Here is a 17,030-nt window from a genome sequence, read left to right as displayed (position 1 = left end):
GCCCGGGCGGATGGGACGGGCCACGGCGAAGAAACGGCGTCCGGAGAGCGCCCGGGCAAAAGGGCTTACGCCGGCGGCATTCGGCGACGGGAAGGAGAACGGGGGTCAGGCCCCAAATACCGGCTCACCCGGCGATACCAAGATCCATTAGGGCGCGGGACGTCCAGTATTTGAGAAGCACAGAAATGATCATGCGCTTATGGCGTTCGCCGGGGTCCTGGGCGAGCGCCATAAGCGCATGGTCCGCGGTCGCTCAGTGGGCCCGCTCGTACTGCTCGACGACGGTGGAGGCGATACGGCCACGCTCACTGACCGGCAGGCCATGAGCCTTCGCCCACTGACGGATCTCCGAGCTCTTCTCGCGGCTCATCGCCCGCTGGCCGCCGCGCCCGCGCCGCCGCGTCGACACGGCGCCTGACCGGCGAGCGTGCTGAACGAAAGGCGAGAGGGCGTCCCGGAGCTTCTTGGCGTTCAGGTCGCTGAGGTCAATCTCATAGGAGGAGCCGTCAATGGCGAAGCTGACCGTCTCATTGGCCTCGCCCCCATCGAGGTCATCGATGAGAATCTCCTGGATCTGCTTGGCCATCTACGCAATCCTTTCCCGGAGCATTGTTTCATTCGCTGGCCCAAACATATACCCGGAAAGGCGCTAAGACAATTCAGAGGTGCGGAGATTCGGCTGACTAGCCGCTCAGTGTGGATCAGTTGCCGTTCTCGGCCTCATCCGGCCGGTTTGACCTGCGCCCGGCCGCCTCCGACCGCACCAACTTCACGACGCCAAAGATGAAGGCGCCGCCGACCACCACCGGGGGGATGAGCGCCGACAATACGTCTGTAACGGCTTGCATTCGTCCTCGCCTCCACAGCGGACGGGGGTTTCAGGGGGCTCCCTTTATGCACCACGGGCGCGGGGAGCATGAGCGGGCCTCATGCCGCTCCAGGTCTCAGGCATCCGCTCACGACCATAGCGGTACGCGAGCGCTCCACGCCTGACAGGGCCACCGACATCGGGCCGCCCTGGTTGCCCCATAGCCTAATGCCAGTCTCTCCAGGCTCCTTACCGGATCAAGGGAAAATTTTGCTGAATGGCATCGCCGCAGGTACGAACCCTCAACCAAGATCTTTGACGACGAACGTTCCGGCCAGCCGGTCATGCGGCCCACGCTGCAGTGGCTTGTCGATCAAGATGATCATCCCCACGGCGAACACGTAGATTCCGCCCAGCAGATTGACCAGCGGAATACCCATCAGCATGACCGGGCCGGGATACACCAGGGCGCGTTTCAGCAGTGCGGCCCGCGGAAGGTCGCGCGGCGTCACCCGAATCTTCATGATCGCCTTGCCGAACGTCCGGCCGGCGCCGGAAAGAGCCACCCACTCATAGGCGGTATATCCCAGCCCGGCCAGGAACCAGGCCACCACCCCGGGCAGGCGGCCGGCCGTCGCCTCGGACACGCCGACAGTCCGGAAGGCGGCCCATAGGACGATGAACAGAATGTAATAGAACACCCCGAACACGAAGCCCTCAATGAGGCGCGCGGCAAGCCGTTCCCACCATTCAGCAGGCGTCCCGCCCGGCCGCGCACACGCCATAACCCACCTCGGCGCCGAACTCGTGGCCTCATATTGCCACGGCCCGGTCCCTCACGTACCCGGGTACAAAACAGAGGCCGGCACGGAGCCGGCCTCTGCTGGGGTTCGCGATTACTTGATCTTGACCACCACGGTGCCGGCCACCTTGTCGGCGAACGTCTGCTGCAGCGGCTTGTCCCAGAGTTGCGACGCGCCGTTCACGGCCACCAGAAGCCAGCCGATGAACGACGAGAGCGGGATGGGGAAGGCGGCGAGAATATAGCCGCCCCATGTCACGCCGGCCCGCTTGAGCGCGACGTCGGTGGGCAGGCCGCCCTGCGGCACGGGGCCGCCGACAGGAGCGATCTTGATGCCCATGACCATCTTGCCGAGGGTCTGGCCCCTCATCTTGGTCATGAGGAATTCGTAGCCGACGTACAGGGCGGTCAGGATGAGGCCGACCAGGATGCCGACCGCCGTTCCGCTGAGCAGGCCGGACGAACTGCCGGTGGACCAGTCGTAGCTGACCGCGAGGAGCGCCACGAGGATGCCCGAGACGATCAGGCCCACCACGAAGAAGATCACCCAGTCGATGAGCCGGGCCACCAGCCGCTGCCACCACTCGGCGAGCGGCGCCGGGGCGCCCGGAGGCTGCACGCCCACCGGCTGGCCGTAGGGCTGGCCGTATCCCGGCTGACCGTAGCCGGGCTGGCCGTACTGCTGCCCCGGGCCGTAGCCCTGCTGCGGCTGCCCGTACCCGGGCTCACCGTAACCGGGCTGGCCGTAGCCCTGCTGGCCGTAGCCCTGCTGGGGCTGGCCATAGCCGGGCTGCGACTGACCCTGGGGCCCGTAGCCCTGCTGCGGCTGGCCGTAGCCGGGCTGGGAGGGCGGCTGCTGCCCGTACTGCTGCTGGCCTGGCTGGCCGTAGCCCTGCTGCTGGTAGCCCTGCTGCGGCGGGGGCGCGTAGCCGGGCTGGCCGTACTGCTGACCCGAGGGCGGCTGCTGGCCGTACTGCTGCTGCCCGTAGTCGGGTTGGGAGGGCTGCTGCTGACCGTACTGCTGCTGGCCAGGCTGCCCATAGCCCTGCTGCGGCTGGCCGTAGCCCTGCTGGGGCTGGCCGTAGCCGGGCTGCGACTGCCCCTGGGGCCCGTAGCCCTGCTGCGGCTGGCCGTAGCCCGGCTGGGACTGGCCCTGCTGCCCGTAGCCCGGCTGGCCGTACTGCGGCTGGCCGGGCTGACCGGGCTGGCCGGGCTGGCCGTAGCCCTGCTGGGGCTGGCCGTAGCCGGGCTGACCGTAGTCCTCGGCGCGGTAACCCACCACCGTCGCGTCGGGGTCGGCCTCACCGTGGGGACGGTTCGGAGTGTGTTGTCCGTACTCGGGATTCCCGGCAGCGTTCTCGCCGGATTCGTCCTGTGGATACGGCGGCTGTCCGGTGCTCACCGTGTCACCTCGCTTCGAGAGTGCATGTAGCACATGTCAGGACACATGCCTGTGCTGCCCAACGTATCGACATAGGTATCAACAATCACCTTTCTCGGCGGTCAAGGTCGGCGTCACCGGATGTCAGATGGAGCAGCATGCGGGTGTTGCCCAGGGTGTTGGGCTTGACGTGCTCAAGGTCGAGGAACTCCGCCACACCCTCGTCGTACGAGGCCAGCAGCTCGGCGTAGACCTCCGGGGAGACCGGGGTGCCCTGGATCGGGCGGAACCCGTGGCGGGCGAAGAAGTCCACCTCGAACGTCAGGCAGAACACCCGGCTGAGCCCGAGATCCACCGCCGTGCGGGTCAGCGCGGCGACGATCCGGTGGCCGATGCCCAGCCCGCGGAAGGCGGGGTCCACGGCGACGGTCCGGATCTCGGCCAGATCCTCCCAGAGCACGTGGAGGGCGCCACAGCCGACGACCTGGCCGCCGCGCTCGGCGACCCAGAACTCCTGCACGTCCTCGTACAGGGTGACCGTGGCCTTCTCCAGAAGGCGAGGACCGGCACCGGCGTAGGTGTCGACCAGGCGCCTGATCGTCCTGACATCCGACGTGCGGGCGCGGCGCACCACGATCTCGGTGTCAGGCACGGTGACTTCGGCGACCTGTTCCATGGGCATCCAGAGTACAGATCCCATTACGGCTCGTACCAAAATCCGCTCCGCCTACGGCATCCGACATGTCACTACCGTGCGCTCCCTTCGGGCAACGTACTGCTCAAGGCATGGCAAAGTAGACATAAAGTCGGACCGGCATCGGGTGACGCGTCGTCCACTCGTGACCCTTCGGTAGCGATACCTCTACAGAGTTGGCAGTTCTGGTTGAGCACGAACCCGAGGTGCACTAATGTCCAGCGACGATGTCACCCGCGCGACCCCCGCGCGGAGACGCGCCCAATCCCCGCAGGGGGAGCCGGGGACCCGCCGGTGGCGAGCTCTCAGTGCCACCACATGGGGTGAATCCGAGCATCACGCTCGGTAGGGCTGCTCCGGCCCGAACCCGTCAGCTAACCCGGTAGGCGTCGAAGAGAGGAGCTGGTCGGTGAAGCGCACGCGCCGTCGCGGAAGGACGAGAGCGGGCCTGGATGCCCGCCCTCCGAAACAGGCGCTCCTGCGCCGTTTCGCCGTCCTGAGCGCCGCCGTCGTGGCGCTGGCGTTCGCGTTCCCGCCCGGGTCCGCCGCCGCCGACCCCGAGCCCTCCCTGAAGGAGCTGTCCAAGCGGGTCGAGGCGATGCACACCGAGATCGAGACCCTCAGCGAGCAGTACAACGGCTCGCGCGAGAAGCTCAAGACCGCCCGCAAGACCGCCGAGCAGGCCAGGAAGGTCCTGGCGACCAGCCAGGCCGACCTCGACGCCAAGCGCGCCAAGACGAGGCTGCTGGCCCAGCAGGAGTACATGACCGGCGGCTTCAGCCGCGCCATCGCCCTGATGGACGACGGCGACCCCGGCGCGTTCCTCAACCGGGCCGCCACCACCTACGCGCTGGCCCAGGAGGCCGGCGACGAGGTCAACCAGGTCGTCCAGGCCATGGAGACGGCCAAGCGGGCCCAGTCCGAGGCGAAGGCCCACATCGACGAGGTGGAGAAGCTCGTCACCGACCTCGACACGAAGCGCGACAAGATCGTGAAGCTGGTCGCCAAGGTGGAGAGCAACCTGTTCAGGCGGGCGATCGGCGAGGCGGGCCGCCCGGGCACGCCGGCAGTCCGCGTCGCCCTGCCGATCTCGGGCGCCGGCAAGGCCGCCGAGGCGGCCAGGTGGGCGCTCACACAGCAGCTCAAGCCGTACGTCTGGGGTGCCGAGGGGCCGAGCTCGTACGACTGCTCCGGCCTCGTCATGGCCGCCTACCAGCGGGTCGGCATCTCGCTGCCGCACTACACCGGCAGCCAGTGGACCGCCGGCCGGCACATCTCCAGGGACGAGCTGCGGCCGGGCGACCTGGTCTTCTTCTACGGCGACCTGCACCACGTCGGCATCTACATCGGCGGCAACATGATGGTCCACGCGCCGCGCACGGGTGACGTCGTCAGGGTGGCGTCGCTGGCCAACCGGCCGTTCGTGGGCGCCGTCCGCGTCGCCGACTGAATCTCGACGGGCGGCTCAGATGAGCTGGCGGCGGGCGGCCCAGGCGACTGCCTCGATGGCCGTGGCGACCCCGATGCGGTCGCAGATGCCGCGCAGCCGGCGGCGCACGGTGCGCCCGCTGATGTCGAGGCGCCTGCCCACCCGATCGACGGTGACTCCCCTGGCAAGCTCCGCCAGCAAGGCTAGATCGGCGTGGCTAAGCTCAACCTGATCGGTGAGCACATCCATCGGGAGCCCTCCCCCCAACAGCAGTCTCGGAGTCGTCGTCGGCCCGTGCAAAGCTGTTCGCTCCGCAGACGTTAAACGCATACGGGAAAGGCCGTCAAGCGCGATATCCGTGGCACTTGACGGCCGTCATTGACTTGATCCGTCGTATGTGGGGGACTCGGCGAGTGTCGGCACTTCGGGGCACGCTGCGCGATCACAGCGGCCCTTACAGGCCCTCACCGGGAATCCTGACGCGGGCGCCCACCGGCGCATTTAGTCCGGCACGATCCCGCAATTGCGCATGACCCGTTCTCAGGGCCCTTCGCCGTGCCGCCACGGGTGCGGCGGCACGGCCGGGGCTCAGTGGGCCGGCTTGACGAGCGGGAAGAGGATCGTCTCGCGGATGTTCTTGCCGGTGAACGCCATGATCATCCGGTCGATGCCGGCGCCCATGCCGCCGGTGGGCGGCATCGCGTACTCCAGGGCCTGCAGGAAGTCCTCGTCGAGCTGCATGGCCTCCGGGTCGCCGCCCGCCGCCAGCAGCGACTGCTCGACCAGGCGGCGGCGCTGCTCGACCGGGTCGATGAGCTCGGAGTAGGCGGTGCCCAGCTCCGTGCCGAACCCGATGAGGTCCCACTTCTCCGTCAGCAGCGGGTTGTCGCGGTGCTGCCGGGTCAGCGGCGAGGTCTCCAGCGGGTAGTCCATGACGAACGTCGGCTGGATGAGCGTGTGCTCCACGAGCGCCTCGAACAGCTCCTGGACCAGCTTGCCGGGACCCCACTTGGGGTCGTGGTGGACGTCGTGCTTGTCCGCCAGGTCGCGCAGGCGCTCGATCGGCGTCTCGGTGGTGATCTCCTCGCCCACCGCCTCCGACACGGCGCCGTACAGCGTGACGCGCGGCCATTCAGGGATGCCCAGGTCCACCTCGACGCCGTCGTGCACGACCACCGAGGTGCCCAGCGCGGCGACCACGGCCTTCTGGTACATCCGCTGGGTCAGGTCGGCCATGTCGTTGTAGTCGAGGTAGGTGCCGTACGCCTCGAGCATGGTGAACTCGGGGTTGTGCGTGGAGTCCGCGCCCTCGTTGCGGAAGTTGCGGTTGATCTCGAAGACCTTCTCGATGCCGCCGACGACGAGCCGCTTGAGGTAGAGCTCGATCGCGATGCGAAGGTAGAGCTCCATGCCGTAGGCGTTGATGTGGGTCTTGAACGGCCGGGCCGTCGCGCCGCCGTGGATCGGCTGGAGCATGGGCGTCTCGACCTCGAGGTAGCCCTCCTCGTGCCAGAAGTCGCGCACCGCGCGCACGGTGGCGCTGCGGATGCGGGCCATCTCCCGCGCCTCGTCGTTGACGATGAGGTCGACGTAGCGCTGGCGGACCCGCGCCTCCGGGTCGGTGAGGCCGATGTGCTTCTCCGGGAGCGGGCGCAGGCACTTGGAGGTGATCTGCCAGCTCTCGGCCATGATCGACAGCTCACCACGCCGGGAGGTGATGACCTCGCCGATCACGCCCACGTGGTCGCCCAGGTCGACGTCGCGCTTCCAGGCTGCCAGGGACTCCTCGCCCACCCGGTCGAGGGAGATCATGACCTGCAGGTCGCCGGTGCCGTCGCGGAGCGTGGCGAAGCAGAGTTTCCCACCGATCCGGTTGAGCATGACGCGGCCCGCGACCGCGACCTGCTCACCGGTCGCGGTGTCGGGCTCCAGGCCCTCGTGTGTCGCTCTGACCTCGGCGTTGGTCGCCGTGCGCGGGAAGCTCACCGGGTAGGGGTCGACGCCTTCGCTGCGAAGGCGGTCGAGCTTCTCCCTCCGGATGCGCATCTGCTCGGGAAGTTCGTCGCTCACAGCATCAAAGAGTAGGGGATATGGCGAACTGCAAGGGCTCGTCGGTTCGTTGCAGGGTCATCGCAACGCCCCCGCAAGACCTCCGCGTTACCCATGACCCAAGAGCTCAGGGGGGTTCGGCAGGGAGCCGGCCCAGGGAGAGAGCTCAAGGAGAGATCATGATCAAGCAGATCGCGACCGGTGTCCTGGCCGCCGCTGCGACCACCGCCCTGGCGCTGGCGCTGCCGACGGCCGCCGGAGCCACCACCGCGACCGCGTCCTCCGCGTCCTCGGCGGCCCACTACGACAGCGACTCCTGGGGCCCGGTGTTCTCGCGCCAGCACCTCGCCAAGGCCGACGGCCGGATCAGCGTCGACTGGGACGACGAGCAGGAGTCCAACTCCGTCGACGTCCGGGGCCGGCTGTTCGACCTGGACGACCGTGACTACGACGAGGCGGCAAGTGCGCGTACGTGAAGTTCGAGGCGAGCGACTTCGACCACGAGTGGTCCCAGGTCTACAGCAAGAAGTACTGCGGCTTCCCCGGCTACAAGAGGTTCCACTTCGAGACCGAGGACGCCACCAGCGTGCGGGTGAAGGTCTGCCAGACCGGCCAGCACGGCTCGTACCCGACGAAGTGCGGTCCCTGGGAGTACATCTACACCGCCGAGAGCGAGTAGCCGTCGCCCGCCTCCGTCCCGAGCGGCCCCCTTCCCGAGCGGGGGCCGCTCGTCCGTGTTCGGGGGGTGTCAGCTGGTGTTGCGGTTGTAGATGAGCCGCAGGCCGATGAGCGTCAGCCAGGGCTCGTGCACGTCGATGGAGCGGGACTCGCTGACCACGAGCGCCGCGTGCCCGCCGGTGGCGACCACGGTCACGTCGTCGGGGTCGTCGGCCAGCTCGGCGACCATCCGCTCGACGATGCCGTCCACCTGGCCGGCGAAGCCGTAGATGATGCCGGCCTGCAGGGCCTCGACGGTGTTCTTGGCGATGACCGACCGGGGGCGGACCAGCTCGACCTTGTGGAGCTGGGCGCCGGCCGCCGCGAGCGCGTCCACGGAGATCTCGATGCCGGGGGCGGTGACGGCTCCCACGTACTCGCCCTTGGCCGACACCGCGTCGAACGAGGTCGCGGTGCCGAAGTCGACGATGATGCACGGGCCGCCGTACTGGTCGATGGCCGCGAGCGCGTTGACGATGCGGTCGCTGCCGACCTCCTTGGGGTTGTCCATGCGCACCGGCACGCCCGTGCGCACGCCGGGCTCCACGATCACCGCGGTCACGTCGCCGTAGTAGCGGCGGCACATCTCGCGCATCTCGTTGAGCACGCTCGGGACCGTGGAGCAGATCGCGATGCCGCTCACGTCGGCGCCCTTCAGCAGGGGCGACTGGGCGAGCAGCCCCTGCAGGACGACCGCGATCTCGTCGGCGGTGCGGCGCGCGTCGGTGGCGAGCCGCCAGTGCTCGATGACCTCATCGCCCTCGAACAGACCGAGCACCGTGTGCGTGTTGCCGACGTCGATCGTGAGCAGCATCCGTTTACCCCCGTAGGTCCAGTGCGATGTCCAGGGCCGGCGCCGAATGGGTGAGCGCTCCCACCGCAAGGTAGTCGACGCCAGTTTCGGCCACAGGACGCGCCGAATCCAACGTCAGGCCGCCGCTCGCCTCCAGCTTCACCAGATCGTTCCTTCTCGCCGGGTTTTCCGTGCTCGTCCGATTTTGGGCCATGCTCGTACGATTTTGAACCATTTGTACGGCAATGGCGATCTCTTCGACAGTGAAGTTGTCCAGCAGGATCTCCTCGGCCCCCTCCTGCAGCACGGGGCCGAGCTGGTCCAGGCGGTCCACCTCCACCTCGATCGGCAGGTCCGGGTACCTCTCGCGGACCGCACGGAACGCCTCGGCGACCCCGCCCGCGGCCACCACGTGGTTGTCCTTGATCAGGGCGGCGTCCGAGAGGGACATCCGGTGGTTGACGCCGCCGCCGCAGCGCACCGCGTACTTCTCCAGCGCGCGCAGGCCCGGCAGCGTCTTGCGGCTGTCACGCACGCGCGCCCGGGTGCCGCTGACCGCCTCCACCCACCTCGCGGTGAGCGTGGCGATCCCGGACAGGTGGGTGAGCAGGTTCAGCGCGGTGCGCTCCGCCGTCAGCAGGCCCCTCGTCGAGCCCTCCACGGTCATCAGCACGTCGCCCGCGCGCACCCGCTCGCCGTCCTTGGCCCGCCGCTCCGCGCGGGTGGCGCCCAGCCGTACGAACACGGCCTCGGCGGCGGCCAGGCCGGCCACGACGCCGTCGGCGCGGGCCACCACGTCGGCCACGGCGCGGGCCCCCGCCGGGATCGTCGCCAGGCTCGTCACGTCGCCGGCCTCCTGGAGGTCCTCGGCCAGCGCCCGGCCGATCAGCGCGTCCACCTCGGCGGGGTCGAGCCCGGCGGCGCCCAGCTCCTGCGCCAGGCGCGGCGGCAGCCCGTCGGCGTGCGGGGTGTAGGTCATCCTCAGGCCCTCCTCGGTCAGGGTCACGTCCAGGTGGCCCAGCCATTCGTCGTCGTCCCGCTCGGGGAAGTCCTCACGCCAGTGGGACCCGCGCGTCTCCAGCCGGGCCGCGGCGGCGGCGGTGAGCGCGCTGGCGACCGTGAGCAGGTTCGTGGCCTCCCACGACTCGGTGCAGGGAGCCACCTGGACCGGGGTCCAGCGGGCGTCGCGCAGCGCCCGCGCCGTGGCGGCCAGCGCCTCGCGCTCCCGCAGCACGCCGGAGCCACGGCTCATGTGCGCCTGGATCCGCGCCCGCACCCGCGGGTCCACCAGCCCGCCCGGGTCGGCGCCGCTTCCCTCTGCCGGGTCGGCGGCGGTCCGGCGGGCGCGGGAGGCGGCGTGGACGTCCTCGGCGATGCGCTCGGCGAAGACCAGGCCCTCCAGCAGCGAGTTGGAGGCCAGCCGGTTCGCGCCGTGCACGCCCGTGCAGGCCACCTCGCCGCACGCGTACAGGCCCTCGATGGACGTACGGCCTGACAGGTCCGTACGGACGCCGCCGCTGGCGTAGTGCGCCGCCGGGGCGACGGGGATCAGCTCGGTGACCGGGTCGATCCCGTGCTCACGGCAGAGCGCGTAGATGGTGGGGAAGCGCGTGGCCCACTTGTCCGCGCCGAAGTGCCGGCCGTCCAGGTACACGTGGTCGCGGCCCGTCTCGCGCATCGTCCGCGTGATGGCCTTGGCGACGACGTCGCGCGGCGCCAGGTCGGCCAGCTCGTGGACGCCCCGCATGAACGCGTTGCCCTCGTGGTCGACCAGGAACGCCCCCTCCCCGCGCACCGCCTCGGAGATCAGCGGCTGCTGGCCCGTCGAGCCCTCGCCGAGCCAGAGCACCGTCGGGTGGAACTGGACGAACTCCAGGTCGCGGAGGACGGCCCCGGCCCGGAGCGCGAGCGCCACGCCGTCGCCCGTGGAGACGGCGGGGTTCGTCGTGGCCGCGTACACCTGGCCCATGCCGCCGGTGGCCAGCACCACGGCCCGGGCCCGCACAGCGCCCACCCCGTCGCGCGCGCCCTCGCCCATGACGTGCAACGTCAACCCGGCGGCGCGCCCCCGGGCGTCCTTGATCAGGTCCAGCACCAGGGCGTGCTCGATGATCTCGATCGAGGCGGCGCGGACCGCCTCGGCCAGGGCCCGCTGCACCTCGGCTCCGGTGGCGTCGCCGCCCGCGTGGACGATGCGGTCGCGCCGGTGGCCGCCCTCGCGGGTGAGCTGGAGCTCGCCGTCCGGGGTGCGGTCGAACCGCGCACCGCGCCCCATCAGGCGCCGCAGCGCGCCGGGGCCCTCGGTCACGAGCGTCCGGACGGCCCGCGCGTCGCACAGGCCGACGCCGGCCAGCAGGGTGTCGCTCAGGTGCTCCTCGGGGGTGTCGGCGGGATCGAGCACGGCCGCGATGCCGCCCTGCGCCCACCGGGTGGAGCCGGAGGACAGGACGTCCTTGGTGACGACGAGGACCTTGGCGGCGGGGTCGAGCTCGGTGTGGCGCAGGGCCACGGTGAGGCCGGCGACGCCGGAGCCGACGACGACCACGTCCGCCTCGACCTCCCAACCGGGAGCCGGAGCCGTCAACCGCAGGGGAATCGGCGGGGTACTCATGGGGTCTCCTCGTTCGAGGTGCTTTCGTCAGAATGACGATAATCCCTCCCCGTCGATGCGCCGCCCACGGGGGTACCCCTTCCGGGGGCGTCGTTCAGGGTCGCCGGTTCGCCCGTACCCGGTCCTCCAGCCCGGCCAGCTGGCCGGGCTGCGCCTCGCCGCGTCCGGCGGCGTCGGCCATGGCGGCGCGGAAGCGGCGTTGCAGCTCGGGCGCGGCGTCGGCCTGCTCAGCGAGGAGACAGGCCGCCCGCGCGGCGTCCTCGCCCACCTGCGAGATCAGCGGCCAGCCCTGGCTGCTGACCACGGACATGAGCCACACCGTGTTGTCCTCGTCCACGGCGGCGCACCGGTCGGCCCAGCCGGGGTCGGAGGCGTGGCGGGGGTCACGCGCCTCCCGGTCGACGCGCGTCCGGCGTAGAAGTTCGTCCCGTAGCTCGTCGTCGGTCATCCCATGACGCTACGAGTCGGTGATCTGATCCTCAAGGGGGTCGAGCGTGAGAATCAGGTTGTCGATCAGGCGGGTGTTCCCGACCTTGGCGGCCACGGCGAGCACGGCCTCGCCGGTGTACGACTCGTCCACGGGGGTGAACGTGGCCGGGTCCACCAGGACGACATAGTCCAGCGCGAGCTCGGAGGCGGCGGCGTCGAGCACGGCCCGCGCGGCCGCGAGCACCTTCGACGGCGCGGTCTCGGCGGCGCCCGCCCGCAGCGCCCGGGACAGGGCCAGCGCCGAGCCCCGCTCGACGGCCGACAGGTAGCGGTTGCGGCTGGACAGAGCCAGGCCGTCGGGCTCGCGGACCGTCGGCGCGCCCACGATCTCGACCGGCACGTCGAGGTCGCGCACCATCCGCCGGATGAGGGCGAGCTGCTGGGCGTCCTTCTGCCCGAAGACGGCGAGGTCGGGCTGGACGAGGTTGAACAGCTTGAGCACGACGGTGAGCATGCCGTCGAAGTGACCGGGCCGGCTGGCGCCCTCGACGACCTCGCCCATGGCCCCCGACGAGACCCCGACCTGGCGCTCGGGGTCGTACATGGACTCGACGGACGGCGCGAACACCACGGCGGCGCCCTCGGCCCGGCACACCTCCAGGTCGGCATCGAATGTACGGGGATAACGCGAAAAATCCTCGTTAGGGCCGAACTGGAGCGGATTGACGAAGATGCTGACCACGACCCGGTCCGCCCTCGCCCTGGCCTCCCGGATCAGCGAGCGGTGCCCCGCGTGCAGCGCGCCCATGGTCGGCACCAGGGCCACGCTCGCCCCGCCGTCCCAGTCGCTCCGGGCCTTGACCAGGTCGAGGCGGTCCCTGGCGACGATCAGGTCCATATGTTCCCTCCGAGCGCGTCGAGCAGGCGCTCGGCCTCCTCGGGCTTCAGCAGTCCGGCGGCGAGTGCGCGGTCGGCGGTGAGCCTGGCCAGCGCGACGTAGGCGTCGGCGGCCTCGGGCGCCGCCAGGATGAGCGCGTCGACGTGCCGGCGCACGGTGCCCGCGTCGCCGCGCACGACCGGCCCGGTCAGGCCGGAGATGCCGAGCCGGAGCACGTTGTCGAGGGCCGCTCCGAGCAGCGGCCCGAGCATCCTGCCCGGGTGGTCGACGCCGATGCGCCCGAGCAGCTCCGACGACTCGGCGATGAGCGTGACCATGTGGTTGGCGGCTCCGGCCAGGGCCGCGTGGTAGAGGGGCCGGTCGGCGTCGGCGATCCAGACAGGCTCGCCGCCCATCTCGATGACCAGCGCCTCCGCGATGGGCCGGAGCGTGTCGGGCGCGGTCACGCCGAACGAGCAGCCGGTGATGCGGCTGAGGTCGTCGTCGCGGCCGGTGAACGTCATCACGGGATGCAGCGCGAGCGGCAGCGCGCCGGCCCGGGAGGCCGGCTCCAGCACGGACAGCCCGTACGCGCCGCTGGTGTGGACGAGCAGCTTGCCGCGCAGGTCGACGCCCGCCTGGGCGAGGCCGGCCACGAGGTCGGGCAGCGTGTCGTCGGGCACCGTGAGCAGGATCAGCTCGCCGGCGGCGACGACCTCGTCGGGCGGCGACGGGGTGAGCCCCAGCCGCTCGGCGGCCCAGCGCTGCGAGGTGTCGGAGACCCCGCTGGCGGCGACGATCCGGTGCCCGGCGTGCGCGAGCGCGGCGCCGAGCGCGGAGCCCACCTTTCCTGCCCCCAGCACGCCCACGGCCAGCCGTGCCGGGCGATCGCCTGCGTTCATGCGTTCCCACCCCTGTCGACCTGATGGCCTGCCGCCCAGCGTAACGGCCGTGCGGGACTGCCTACGTGATCGGGGTTTTGCCGCATGTTGAGTTAGCGACAAATGGGACAAGGGAAGCAAAAGGAGGCGTACTTCCTGTCGGAAGAGATGAGGAGAGGGTCCACCCGCACGGTCACGGGCGCCGGATCACCGACCGGACCCGGCACCCGCGCCGGTGTGCGAGCCCCTTGGAGGTGCGCGCTCCTGGCCGCCCATCCGCCGACTGGCCGGCCGGGGAACTGGAGCTCGGGCAGGCCGCCATTGGCCGCCCGAGCTCCGCGCCACCCGGCGCCGCCACGCGCTTCCGACCCCTCCTCCGTGCCGGCCGCGCCCGGCGGCACGCCGTGACCCGCCGCGAACGTGTCGCGGACGTGTACGACTGCCCTGGCGACGGGCAAAGGTTAGCGCAAGGCGGTGACAAACGGTAGCGCGACGATGACCGTCCGTGTCATGGCTGGATCATGAGATAGTCCAGTCATGTGGCTCACCTGGCGTGCGGCGACGGAGCGCGCGCTCTACGGCGAGGACGGCTTCTACCTCCGCGAGCGCCCTTCGCGTCACTTCCGCACCTCGGTCAGCGCCACCCCCGCCTTCGCCGACGCGGTTCTCGCGCTGCTGACGGAGACCGACGCCGGGCTGGGCCACCCGCCCGTCCTCGACCTCGTCGACATCGGGGCCGGCGAGGGCCTGCTGGTGCGGCACGTGCTGGAAGCGGCGGACCCGTCGCTGCGCCGGCGGCTGCGGGTCACAGCCGTCGACCTCTCCCCCAGGCCCCACGGTCTGCCGCTCACGGTCACCTGGACCCCTGCCCTGCCGGACGTCATCACGGGCGTGGCGATCGCCAACGAGTGGCTCGACAACATCCCGGTGGACGTGGCCGAGCGGACGTCGGAGGGGACGCGGCTGGTCATGGTGGACACCCGTACCGGCGAGGAGCGGCTGGGCGGCCCCGTGAGCCCCGAGGACGAGGCGTGGCTGGCACGCTGGTGGCCGCTGCCGTGCGTGGGGTGGCGGGCCGAGATCGGCCACCCGCGCGACGCCGCTTGGGCGGCGGTCGTCGGACGCCTCGCCGGGGGTCTGGCGGTGGCCGTGGATTATGCACACCCTGTGGATAACCGTCCGCCCCGGGGGACGCTGACCGGCTACCGCGACGGCGCCGCCGTGGCCCCCATCCCCGACGGCACCTGCGACATCACCGCGCACGTCGCGCTCGACGCGTGCGCCGAGGCCGGCCTGCGGGCCGGCGCGATATCCACAACCTTGTCCACACAACGCGCCGCGTTGCGGGCATTGGGGATCACTGGGACACGTCCGCCGATGGACCTCGCGCGGCGTGATCCGCGCGCCTACCTCCGGGCGCTGGCGCGCGCCTCGGAGGAGGCCGAGCTGATCGATCCCGGAGGGCTCGGCGGCTTCGGCTGGCTCGCCCAGCGCCGCTGACCGGGTCGTCCGCACGTCCCCGGGAGGGGAAGGCTCAGGCGGCGCGGAGGTCCAGGGAGCGCAGCCCCCGGATGACGTACCCGGGCTTCCAGGACGGCTCGCTGACCAGCTCCAGCTCGGTCGTGCGGTCCAGCAGCGCGCCGAACGACTCCACCATCTCGATGCGGGCCAGCGGAGCCCCCAGGCAGAAGTGGATGCCCGCGCCGAACGAGATGTGCGGGTTGTCGGCCCGTCCCAGGTCCAGCCGGTCCGGGTCGTCGAACACGTCAGGGTCCCGGTTGGCCGAGCCGAACAGCAGCGCCACCTCCGACCCGCGCGGGATGCGCGTGCCGTGGACCTCGATGTCCTCCAGCACCCAGCGCTCGAAGAGCTGGAGCGGCGTGTCGTAGCGCAGCAGCTCCTCGACCGCCGTGGGCAGCAGGGACCGGTCCGCGCGCAGCCGGGCGAGCTGGTCCGGGTGCCGGAACAGCGACCACCAGCCGTTGCCCGTGCCGTTCACGGTGGCCTCGTGGCCGGCGTTGAGCAGGAGCACGCAGGTGCCGGCCAGCTCGTCCTCGGTCAGCTCGTCGATGCCGGCCAGCGCGCTGATCAGGTCGTCGCCGGGGTCGGCGGCGCGCTCGCGGGCCAGCGCCTTGAGGTAGCCCTCGAACTCCTCGGCCGCGCGCACCGCCGCGTGCTGCGCCTCCGGCGTGGGGTTGAGCTCGTACATGCCGCACATGTCGGCCGACCAGGGGCGCAGCAGGTGACGGTCCGACTCGGGGATGCCCAGCATCTCCGCGATGACCGTCACCGGCAGCGGCTCGGCGACCTCGGCGATGAGGTCGCCGCCGCCCTTCTCCACGAACGCGTCCACCAGGCCCCCTGCGACCGCCCGCACGCGGGGCCGCAGCGACTCCACCATGCGCGGCGTGAACGCCTTGGACACGAGCCGCCGCAGCCGGGTGTGCAGCGGCGGCTCGACTTCGAGCATGCCGTTCCGGCTGACCCTCCAGAACGGCTCCTGGAAGTCCGGCTCGGGCGTCCTGCCGAACTCCTCGTGCGTCGCCACGTGAAGGTAGGTCCGGCCCAGGCGACGATCCCTGAGCAGGGCGTTCACGTCGGCGTGCCGGGAGATCAGCCACTGGTCGGTGGGCTCGTAGTAGGTCACCGGGTCCGTACGGCGCAGCTCGTCGTAGACGCCGTACGGGTGGGCGACGAAATCCGGATTCCGGGGGTCAAAGCGCACTACTGCATCTTAGGAGGCTCCTCCGAGGTGGCGAGCTGCTTGGAGTGGCGGCCGCGCATCCTGATGTTCAGGAGCTCCACGATGACGGAGAAGGCCATGGCGAAGTAGATGTAGCCCTTCGGGATGTGCTGACCGAGCCCCTCGGCGACGAGGACCACCCCGATCAGCACGAGGAACGCCAGGGCCAGCATCTTGATGCTCGGGTGCAGGTCCACGAACCTGCTGATCGGTCCCGAGGCGAACAGCATCACCAGCACCGCCACGATGACGGCCGCGATCATGACGCCCAGCTCGTCCACCATGCCGACGGCGGTGATGACCGAGTCCAGCGAGAACACCACGTCGAGCACCATGATCTGCAGGATGACCGAGACGAACGAGGTGGCCACGCGCTTCTTGCCGTCCTCCTCCTTCAGCTCCATGCTGTGCCCGATCTCGGTGACGCTCTTGGCGAGCAGGAACAGCCCGCCCAGCAGCAGGATCAGGTCGCGCCCGGATATCTCCTGGCCGAAAACCTCGAACAGCGGGGCCGTCAGCCGAACCACCCACGACAGCGCCAGCAGCAGGAGCAGCCGGCTGACCAGGGCCGCCCCGAGACCGAGCACGCGGGCCCTGTCACGCTGCTCGGGCGGCAGCTTGCCGGCCAGGATGGAGATGAAGATGATGTTGTCGATGCCTAGGACGATCTCCAGAGCGACAAGGGTGAAGAACCCTATCCAGATCTGAGGGTCGGTCACCCAATCCAGCATCTGCTTACCTCCACATTTCGGTCGGGGACGGCCGGTTTCCCAGGTCCAACGAGTCGGGTGCCGAGGAAGTTCGCGAGGTTGCGAT

Annotated in this window: 17 protein-coding genes and 1 riboswitch; of the genes, 4 read left to right on the top strand and 13 right to left on the bottom strand. The window is 70.4% G+C overall.

The window, feature by feature from the left end:
* Window positions 1–253: 253 nt before the first annotated feature.
* The 4 genes from MTP10_RS06375 to MTP10_RS06360 all read right to left on the bottom strand — a co-directional run bounded on the left by MTP10_RS06375 (window position 254) and on the right by MTP10_RS06360 (window position 3,667).
* Window positions 254–586, bottom strand: a complete 333-nt coding sequence (locus tag MTP10_RS06375) for an Lsr2 family protein (RefSeq protein WP_310708059.1) — start codon at window positions 584–586, stop codon at window positions 254–256.
* A gap of 524 nt (window positions 587–1,110) precedes the next feature.
* Window positions 1,111–1,593, bottom strand: a complete 483-nt coding sequence (locus MTP10_RS06370; protein ID WP_310708058.1) for an RDD family protein — start codon at window positions 1,591–1,593, stop codon at window positions 1,111–1,113.
* Window positions 1,594–1,704: 111 nt separating this feature from the next.
* The gene (locus MTP10_RS06365; protein WP_310708057.1) at window positions 1,705–3,012 is read right to left on the bottom strand and encodes an RDD family protein; all 1,308 of its coding nucleotides are present in this window, start codon (window positions 3,010–3,012) and stop codon (window positions 1,705–1,707) included.
* 85 nt (window positions 3,013–3,097) lie between these two features.
* A complete protein-coding gene (locus tag MTP10_RS06360) occupies window positions 3,098–3,667 on the bottom strand; it encodes an amino-acid N-acetyltransferase (protein ID WP_310708056.1) in 570 nt (189 codons plus the stop codon).
* Between the two features lie 266 nt (window positions 3,668–3,933).
* A riboswitch (cyclic di-AMP (ydaO/yuaA leader) is annotated at window positions 3,934–4,089 on the top strand.
* 5 nt (window positions 4,090–4,094) lie between these two features.
* On the opposite strand from MTP10_RS06360, the gene MTP10_RS06355 reads away from it, so the two are divergent.
* A complete protein-coding gene (locus tag MTP10_RS06355) occupies window positions 4,095–5,135 on the top strand; it encodes an NlpC/P60 family protein (RefSeq protein WP_310708055.1) in 1,041 nt (346 codons plus the stop codon).
* 15 nt (window positions 5,136–5,150) lie between these two features.
* Here MTP10_RS06355 and MTP10_RS06350 read toward each other — a convergent pair whose 3' ends face one another.
* Complete coding sequence (locus MTP10_RS06350) at window positions 5,151–5,363, bottom strand: LuxR C-terminal-related transcriptional regulator (RefSeq protein ID WP_310708054.1); 213 nt, start codon at window positions 5,361–5,363, stop codon at window positions 5,151–5,153.
* Window positions 5,364–5,702: 339 nt separating this feature from the next.
* Entirely contained in the window at window positions 5,703–7,184 is a 1,482-nt protein-coding gene (lysX, locus tag MTP10_RS06345) for a bifunctional lysylphosphatidylglycerol synthetase/lysine--tRNA ligase LysX (RefSeq protein ID WP_310708053.1), read from the bottom strand.
* Between the two features lie 158 nt (window positions 7,185–7,342).
* Between lysX and MTP10_RS06340 the strand changes: the two genes are divergently transcribed.
* Window positions 7,343–7,639: a hypothetical protein gene (locus MTP10_RS06340; protein WP_310708052.1), complete on the top strand. Its 297-nt coding sequence runs from the start codon at window positions 7,343–7,345 to the stop codon at window positions 7,637–7,639.
* Window positions 7,636–7,842 carry a hypothetical protein gene (locus tag MTP10_RS06335; protein WP_310708051.1) on the top strand — a complete coding sequence of 69 codons (207 nt, stop codon included), beginning with the start codon at window positions 7,636–7,638 and terminating at the stop codon, window positions 7,840–7,842. The genes MTP10_RS06340 and MTP10_RS06335 overlap by 4 nt, the downstream gene beginning before the upstream one ends.
* Window positions 7,843–7,911: 69 nt before the next feature.
* Here the strand turns inward: MTP10_RS06335 and MTP10_RS06330 are convergent, their stop codons facing one another.
* The 5 genes from MTP10_RS06330 to MTP10_RS06310 form a co-directional block, all read right to left on the bottom strand.
* Window positions 7,912–8,694, bottom strand: a complete 783-nt coding sequence (locus MTP10_RS06330; protein WP_310708050.1) for a type III pantothenate kinase — start codon at window positions 8,692–8,694, stop codon at window positions 7,912–7,914.
* A 4-nt stretch (window positions 8,695–8,698) separates the two neighbouring features.
* Window positions 8,699–11,284, bottom strand: a complete 2,586-nt coding sequence (locus MTP10_RS06325; protein WP_310708049.1) for an L-aspartate oxidase — start codon at window positions 11,282–11,284, stop codon at window positions 8,699–8,701.
* 94 nt (window positions 11,285–11,378) lie between these two features.
* Window positions 11,379–11,732: a hypothetical protein gene (locus MTP10_RS06320; RefSeq protein ID WP_310708048.1), complete on the bottom strand. Its 354-nt coding sequence runs from the start codon at window positions 11,730–11,732 to the stop codon at window positions 11,379–11,381.
* Window positions 11,733–11,741: 9 nt separating this feature from the next.
* Window positions 11,742–12,611, bottom strand: a complete 870-nt coding sequence (gene panC / locus MTP10_RS06315) for a pantoate--beta-alanine ligase (protein ID WP_310708047.1) — start codon at window positions 12,609–12,611, stop codon at window positions 11,742–11,744.
* Window positions 12,602–13,492: a DUF2520 domain-containing protein gene (locus MTP10_RS06310; protein WP_310708046.1), complete on the bottom strand. Its 891-nt coding sequence runs from the start codon at window positions 13,490–13,492 to the stop codon at window positions 12,602–12,604. The genes panC and MTP10_RS06310 overlap by 10 nt, the downstream gene beginning before the upstream one ends.
* Window positions 13,493–14,008: 516 nt before the next feature.
* Between MTP10_RS06310 and MTP10_RS06305 the strand changes: the two genes are divergently transcribed.
* Complete coding sequence (locus MTP10_RS06305) at window positions 14,009–14,971, top strand: SAM-dependent methyltransferase (protein WP_310708045.1); 963 nt, start codon at window positions 14,009–14,011, stop codon at window positions 14,969–14,971.
* A gap of 34 nt (window positions 14,972–15,005) precedes the next feature.
* Here the strand turns inward: MTP10_RS06305 and MTP10_RS06300 are convergent, their stop codons facing one another.
* Both MTP10_RS06300 and MTP10_RS06295 read right to left on the bottom strand, forming a co-directional pair.
* On the bottom strand, window positions 15,006–16,196 hold the full coding sequence (locus MTP10_RS06300; protein ID WP_310708044.1) for a cytochrome P450: 1,191 nt from the start codon (window positions 16,194–16,196) through the stop codon (window positions 15,006–15,008).
* Window positions 16,196–16,933, bottom strand: coding sequence for a TerC family protein (locus MTP10_RS06295; RefSeq protein ID WP_310708043.1), 738 nt, complete (start codon window positions 16,931–16,933; stop codon window positions 16,196–16,198). The genes MTP10_RS06300 and MTP10_RS06295 overlap by 1 nt, the downstream gene beginning before the upstream one ends.
* Between the last annotated feature and the right edge of the window lie 97 nt (window positions 16,934–17,030).

Origin of the sequence: Nonomuraea sp. 3-1Str, from assembly GCF_031570565.1 — a bacterium.
GTDB lineage: Bacteria > Actinomycetota > Actinomycetes > Streptosporangiales > Streptosporangiaceae > Nonomuraea.
The sequence above is the reverse complement of the archived record's forward strand: the minus strand, read 5'-3'. Positions and strand labels throughout refer to the sequence as shown.